Genomic DNA, 6,624 nt, shown 5'->3' with positions numbered 1-6,624 from the left:
GTGCCTGACAGAAAGAAAAGAAGGGGGGGGGGAAGGGCAACAACCCCCCCCCCCCCCCCCCCCTCCTCCCCCCCCCCCCCCCCCCCCGCGCCCCCCCCCCCCCCCCCCCCCCCCTCCTCGCCCCCCCCCCCCCCCCCCCCCCCCCCCCCCCCCCCCCCCACCACCTCCCCTCCCCCACACCTCCCCCCACTCCTCCCGCCGTGGAAGGCGCGACCATGACACCAGCGCACATCTCCTCACCCCGCGGACTCCTCCTGGCCATGGCGGCCGTACTCGCCCTGCTGGCCGCGCTCGTGGGCATGGGACTCGGGACGGCGGGCCCGGCCGCGGGCGCCTCCGACTACACCCACGCCGTCACCGCCACGGGCACCGGCTCGGTACGGATCTCCTTCACCCCGGCCACCCCCGCCGCACTCGTCGACGTGCACTACCTCTCGCCCCGGGACGGCCAGCAGAACTTCCGCATGACGAACGGCGGCGGCACCTGGACGCAGGACGTCGGCGGGCTGCCGGCCGGTTTCCTGCTGGAGTACTGGTTCACCTACGAGAAGGGCGGACCCCTCCACGACACGCCCCGCTTCACGCACACCGTCGGGTCCGGCGGCAGCAGCGGGGGCACGGGCGGTGGCGGAGACGGCGGCGGGAGCGGTAGTTTCCCGATCGTGTTCGAGAACAACACGCGGGGCGCGTACACCGATGCGCAGATCCACGTCACGGTCCTCGGCCAGGTCGTGCCCGGGGAGTGGTCGTACCTGAAGGCCGACGGCACGATGACCCGGATCAACCACCTCGACGCGCAGGCGCCCGGGCACCTCACCAAGAACGGCGTCGCCTACCCCGACATGTCGTTCACGCTCGCCGAGGCCGGCGGCCGGGTGCCCTCGCCGACCCGGATCAGGGGCGGCCGGATCTACGTCTCGCTCGGCTCGCCCGTCTTCATCCCGGTCTCCGCGGACGACCGCGGCTGGGGCGGACCCGACCCGCGCAACCCCGCCGACCCCAACGACGACGTGTACTACGACTGGTACGAGTACACCTACGTGCACGGCGAGGTCGCCTTCGGCGGGAACACCACGCAGGTCGACCAGTTCGGCTTCCCCATGACCTCCCGGCTGCGGCAGAGCTCCAGCGGCCACGACACGACGTACGGCATCACGCTCACCCGCGCCGAGGTGCTGTCGCGGTACTCCGCCGCGGTGGGCGCTGCCTTCAAGCCCCTGCGGAACGCCCACCGGATCGTCGCGCCGCGCTCGTCGGGCGCGTTCTCGGAGGGCGGCCCCCAGGCCGGGTACCTCCAGGCGTACATCGACCGGACCTGGGCGCAGTACGCGAGCCGCCCTTTCACCCTGACCCGTCTCGGCGAGACCTTCAGCGGCACGGTCAGCGGGAACACGCTCACCTTCACCAAGAACGGCGCCGGACCCTTCCGCCTCACCAAGCCCACCTCCCCCGACGTCATGGCCTGCGCGGGAGCACTCGCCTCGGGCAACGACACCGAGAAGCAGCTGGGGGCGGAGTTCTGCGCGGCGTTCAACCGCGGGGTGGCCCTCGACACGGCCGCCTGGTACCGCCCCGCCGCCTACTATCCGGCGGGCGCGCCCGGCAACGACTACGCCGGCTTCTTCCACACCGTCGGGCTCGGCAAGCGCGCCTACGGGTTCCCGTACGACGACGTCAACGACCAGTCCTCCGTGCAGATCCTCGGCAACGCGAACCCGCCCACCTCCCTCACGCTCGGCATCGGCTGGTGAGCCGCCCCACCCTGGAGGCCGTCGCGGCCCGCGCCGGCGTCTCCCGGGCCACCGTCTCCCGCGTCGTCAACGGCGGCGCGGGCGTACGGCGGCCCGTCGCCGACCGGGTCCGCGAGGCCGTCGCCGAGCTGGGCTACGTCCCCAATCCGGCCGCCCGTACGCTCGTCACCCGGCGCACCGGCGCCGTGGCGGTGGTCATCAACGAGCCCGAGAGCCGGGTCTTCTCCGACCCGTTCTTCTCCCGGCAGCTGCGCGGCATCAGCCACGGCCTGACGGAGCACGACGCCCAGCTCGTCCTGCTGCTCGCGCAGGGACCCGGCGACCACGAGCGGATCGGCCGCTTCCTGGCCGGCGGGCACGTGGACGGCGTGCTGGCCTTCTCCTTGCACGCCGACGACCCGCTGCCGCAGGTCATCCGCCGCACCGCGCTGCCGGCGGTCTACGGCGGCCGCCCGCACTGGCCGGCGGACGGGCACGGCCCGCTGTACGTGGACGCCGACAACCGCGGCGGCGCGCACACGGCGATGGAGCACCTGCTCTCGCTCGGGCGGCGGCGGATCGCCCATCTCGCGGGGCCGCAGGACCAGACCTCGGGCGCCGACCGGCTCGCCGGATACCGGGAGATGCTGCCGGCGGGCATGGCCGAGCGGATCGCCGAGGGCGACTTCACGGTGGACGGCGGCCGGGCGGCGATGCGGGCCCTGCTGGCCCGCCACCCCGGTCTGGACGCGGTGTTCGCCGCGAACGACCTGATGGCGTCGGGGGCCCTGCGGGTCCTGCGGGAGCACGGCCGTGCTGTCCCCGGCGACGTCGCAGTGGTCGGCTTCGACGACACCGAGGCGGTGGCCGAGGCCGCCGATCCTCCGCTGACCACCGTCCGCCAGGACATCGAGGGCATGGGCCGGATGATGGCCGGGCTGCTGTTCCGCGCGCTGAACGCCGACGGCTCGCCGGCCGGCGCCCCGCACCCGGTGATCACCCCGACGCGGCTGGTCCGCCGCGGCTCGGCCTGAGCGCGGGGGAATCGCGGTCAGGCCGCTCCCGGTGACCCCGGCCGGTGGCCTCAGGCGGGAAGGCCGAGGAGCAGCAGGGGGCTGGTGGTCGGTGCGGGCGAGCCGCCCGCCGGCTCCAGGGTCAGGCCGACGGCGGAGTAACGCGCCGGATCGCCGTCCATCACCACGGCGCCGTCGTGCCGGAACAGGCCTGCCGGACGCATGGTGCCGTGGTCGTCGAACCACAGCTGGTAGGTCCGTCCGGCCGGCGCGGGTGCCAGCCCGTTGCTCAGGAAGACGGCCTTGCCCAGCTGTGCCGAGGTCACCACGCCGGTCTGCGCCCCGTCGCCGGTGCGGCCGTGGACGGTACGCGCATCGGCCGCGGCCATGACGGCGCTGACTTCCCTGACCCGGAGTTCGGCCTGGCGCGCCTGCTGCCGGGCCTCGTCGGCCTGTCGGTGCTGCCAGACGGCGACCCCGCCGAAGGCCGCGGCCGCCGCGACCGCGGCGGCGACGACGAACGGACCGGCCTTGCGCCGCAGGACGGCCGTGAACCGCGGCCGCGGGCCGGAGCGGGTGTGCGGGGGAAGCTGGCGGACGCCCTCGATGCGGTGCAGGACGGCCGGCTTGAGCTGTGCGGGCGCGGGACGGCCGGCGGCGGCCGCCAGGCGGGCGGCGGTCTCCGCGAAGCCGGCGACCTCCCGGGTGCAGGGGGCGCAGCGGCCGAGGTGGTCGGCGAAGCGGTCCCGCTCGTCGCCGGTGAGCGCGTCCAGTGCGTACGCGCCGGTGAGGGTGTGGAGCTCTTCGTCGTCCTTCATGTGGTCACCCCCATGCAGTCGCGCAGCCGGATCAGGCCGTCGCGCATCCGTGTCTTGACGGTGGGCAGCGGGGCCCGCAGGGTCTCCGCCACCTCGCGGTAGGTCAGGCCCTGGTAGTAGGCCAGTGTGACGGCCTGGCGCTGGAGTTCGGTCAGCCCGCGCAGGCAGCGGCGCACCTGCTCGCTGTCGAGGCGGGTCTCGACCTGCTCGGCGACCTCGTCGAAGGGGCGTGCCTGCTCGCGTACGGCCTGGTCGTGCTCGCGGTTGGCGGCGGCCTGGGCCGAGCGGACCCGGTCCACGGCGCGCCGGTGGGCGAGGGTGGCCACCCAGCTCTGAACGCTGCCCTGCTCGGGGCGGTAGCGGGCGGCCCGGCGCCACAGGTCGATCATCACCTCCTGGGCGACTTCCTCGGACTGCGCGCGGTCGCGGACGACCCGGACGACGATGCCGGACACCGTGGGCGCGACGGCGTCGTACAGCGTCGAGAAGGCGTCCTTGTCGCCGCGGGCCACCTGCTGCATCACGTCTTCGAGACGGGGGGCGGGCTCGTCGGGGCGGCCGAAGGGCAGGAGCTGAGTCATGGGCGCCTCTCCCGCCGCCAGGCCCGGTGCCCGTCGTCGTACATCCCTTGCATGGATCGTCCTTTGCCGACGAGGTGACCGGAACCCTGCCGAGGGGGCCCGGCCGCGGGCCCGCTCCGGGCGGACCTGCACCCCCTATTCGTCCCCGGCGCCTTCCCGGATTGCCCGTGGGGGCGCCGAATCTCATGCGCCGGTGATTTCCGCCCGCGCGGTCCCGGCGGACGGGCCCCGGCCGACATCCGGGCGGCTCCGCCGCATCCGTCCCCGGCTTGCGGACGGAACGGGGTACGGATCCCCAGTCCGCGCTGCAACGCCCAAGGAGCGGCATGTCCTCCCGCACGCATCCGGCCCGCCGGATACTCCCCGTCGTCCTGCTCCTCGCCTGGCTGCTGATCGGCGGCGGGCTCGGCCCCTACGCCGGGAAGCTCGGCGAGGTCGCCGTCAACGACCAGGCGGCGTTCCTGCCGCGCAGCGCCGAGTCGACCCGGGTCGTCGAGGCGCAGCGGGCGTTCCGGGAGGACGGGGCGCCGCCGGTGATCGTCGTCTGGACGGCGGAGCGGACGGGCGCGGCGCTCGGCGCGCAGCAGCGGCGCGAGGCGGGCCGCGCCCTGGCCCGGCTCACGGGCACTGCGGGAATCGCAGGTCCTCCGGCTCCCGTCGTCGCCTCGCGGGACGGGCTGGCGCTCCAGGGGGTCGTTGCGCTGGAGCCGGGCCTCGGGGAGGAGATGCCGGCGGTGCTGGCGCGGGTCGCGGCCGCCGCCGCGGCCGTCCCCGCTACGGCGGTGCAGCTCGCGGGCCCCGCGGCGACGCAGGCCGACCTCATGGACGCCTTCGCGGGAATCGACGGACTGCTGCTGGGAGTGGCCCTGGCGGCCGTCCTGCTGATCCTGCTGCTCGTCTACCGCAGCGTGCTGCTGCCCCTGGTGATCATCGTCGGCGCGGTCTTCGCCCTCGGTCTGGCCTGCGCGGTCGTGTACGTCCTGGCCGGTCACGGCGTGGTGCGCGTCGACGGCCAGGTCCAGGGGATCCTGTCCATCCTCGTGATCGGCGCCGCCACCGACTACGCGCTCCTGCTCACGGCGCGCTTCCGGGAGGAGCTGCGCCACCGCGACCGCGGTACGGCGATGCGTGCGGCCCTGCGGCGGACGGCGGGGCCGGTCACGGCCAGTGCGGCCACCGTCGGACTCGGCCTGATCGCCCTGCTGCTCAGCGACCTCACCAACAACCGGGCCCTGGGGCCGGTCGGCGCCATCGGGATCGTCTGTGCCGTCCTCAGTGCGCTCACCTTCCTGCCCGCGGCGCTCGTCCTGCTGGGGCGTGCCGCGTACTGGCCCGCCGGGCTCGGCCGCGGCGGCGAGCAGGGTGCCGGGCACGGGATCTGGGCCGGGGTCGCCCGGCTGGTCGACCGCGCGCCGCGCAAGGTGTGGGCGGTGAGCCTCGCCGCGCTCCTGGCGTGTGCGGCGTTCGCGCCCGCCCTGGGTGCGAAGGGCGTTCCGCTCGACGAGGTCTTCGTCGACGGCGCGCCGTCCGTCGCGGCGCAGGAGACGCTCGGGCGGCACTTCCCCGGCGGTTCGGGCAGCCCCGCGGTCGTCATCGCGCAAGCGGCCCGGCTCGGCGAGGTCACCCGGGCGGCCGCGCGCACCGAAGGCGTCGCGGGCGTGGCGGTCTTCACGGCCGGCAGGCCGGGTGGCGGCGGTCCCCCGCTCGTCGTCGACGGACGGGTCCGGCTCGACGCGACGCTCGCGGCCGCCCCGGACAGCGATGCCGCCCAGCAGACGGTCGTCCGGCTGCGGGAGGCCGTGCACGCCGTGCCGGGCGCCGGCGCGCTGGTCGGCGGCCACACCGCGCAGGAGTACGACACCCGGCGCACCGCCGAGCGCGACCGGGCCGTCATCGTGCCGGTGGTGCTCGCCGTGATCCTCGTCATCCTGGCCGTGCTGCTGCGGGCGCTGCTGGTACCGGTGCTGCTCGTCGCCACCGTGGCGCTCAACTTCCTGGCCACGCTGGGCGTCTCCGCGCTGGTCTTCCGCGAGCTGCTGGGTTTCGGCGGCACGGACGCGTCGGTGCCGCTGTACGGATTCGTCTTCCTGGTGGCCCTGGGCGTCGACTACAACATCTTCTTGATGTCGCGGGTCCGCGAGGAGACGCTGCGGCACGGCACCCGTCAGGGCGTGCTGCGCGGGCTGACCGCCACGGGCGGGGTCATCACCTCGGCCGGGGTCGTGCTGGCGGCGACGTTCGCGGCCCTGGGCGTCATCCCGCTGGCGTTCCTGGTGCAGATCGCCTTCATCGTGGCGTTCGGCGTCCTCCTCGACACGCTCGTCGTGCGGTCGCTGCTGGTTCCTGCGCTGGTGCGGGACATCGGCCGCACGGTGTGGTGGCCCGGCGCACTCGCCCGCGTACCGGATGAGCCGCAGCCGCGGGAGTCCCCGTGAGGCGGCCCGGGAGCAGGGCGGTCAGCCCTGTGCCCGGCGGCCGCCGA

General features: G+C 75.1%; 5 protein-coding genes. 3 read left to right on the top strand and 2 right to left on the bottom strand.

Annotated elements, in window-relative coordinates:
* Positions 1–215 precede the first annotated feature (215 nt).
* Positions 216–1,751, top strand: a complete 1,536-nt coding sequence (locus ACZ7H1_RS05095) for a glycoside hydrolase family 64 protein (protein ID WP_470783836.1) — start codon at positions 216–218, stop codon at positions 1,749–1,751.
* Positions 1,745–2,764: a LacI family DNA-binding transcriptional regulator gene (locus ACZ7H1_RS05090; protein ID WP_470784014.1), complete on the top strand. Its 1,020-nt coding sequence runs from the start codon at positions 1,745–1,747 to the stop codon at positions 2,762–2,764. Before ACZ7H1_RS05095 ends, ACZ7H1_RS05090 begins: the two co-directional genes overlap by 7 nt.
* Positions 2,765–2,814: 50 nt before the next feature.
* Here the strand turns inward: ACZ7H1_RS05090 and ACZ7H1_RS05085 are convergent, their stop codons facing one another.
* Both ACZ7H1_RS05085 and sigK read right to left on the bottom strand, forming a co-directional pair.
* Positions 2,815–3,561 (bottom strand): anti-sigma factor, encoded by a 747-nt coding sequence (locus ACZ7H1_RS05085; protein WP_470783835.1) that lies wholly within the window; start codon positions 3,559–3,561, stop codon positions 2,815–2,817.
* Entirely contained in the window at positions 3,558–4,142 is a 585-nt protein-coding gene (gene sigK, locus ACZ7H1_RS05080) for an ECF RNA polymerase sigma factor SigK (protein ID WP_470783834.1), read from the bottom strand. The genes ACZ7H1_RS05085 and sigK overlap by 4 nt, the downstream gene beginning before the upstream one ends.
* 326 nt (positions 4,143–4,468) lie before the next feature.
* On the opposite strand from sigK, the gene ACZ7H1_RS05075 reads away from it, so the two are divergent.
* On the top strand, positions 4,469–6,577 hold the full coding sequence (locus ACZ7H1_RS05075; protein ID WP_470783833.1) for an MMPL family transporter: 2,109 nt from the start codon (positions 4,469–4,471) through the stop codon (positions 6,575–6,577).
* The last annotated feature ends 47 nt before the right edge of the window (positions 6,578–6,624 follow it).

It is taken from the genome of Streptomyces sp. NPDC037401 (assembly GCF_055602345.1).
Note: the sequence above shows the minus strand (reverse complement) of the source record. Positions and strands in the feature narration are given on the sequence as shown.

Coding starts and splice junctions, on each gene's coding strand:
- ACZ7H1_RS05095 (WP_470783836.1), top strand. CDS start 216: ATGACACCAGCGCACATCTCCTCACCCCGCGGACTCCTCCTGGCCATG.
- ACZ7H1_RS05085 (WP_470783835.1), bottom strand. CDS start 3,561: ATGAAGGACGACGAAGAGCTCCACACCCTCACCGGCGCGTACGCACTG.
- sigK (WP_470783834.1), bottom strand. CDS start 4,142: ATGACTCAGCTCCTGCCCTTCGGCCGCCCCGACGAGCCCGCCCCCCGT.
- ACZ7H1_RS05075 (WP_470783833.1), top strand. CDS start 4,469: ATGTCCTCCCGCACGCATCCGGCCCGCCGGATACTCCCCGTCGTCCTG.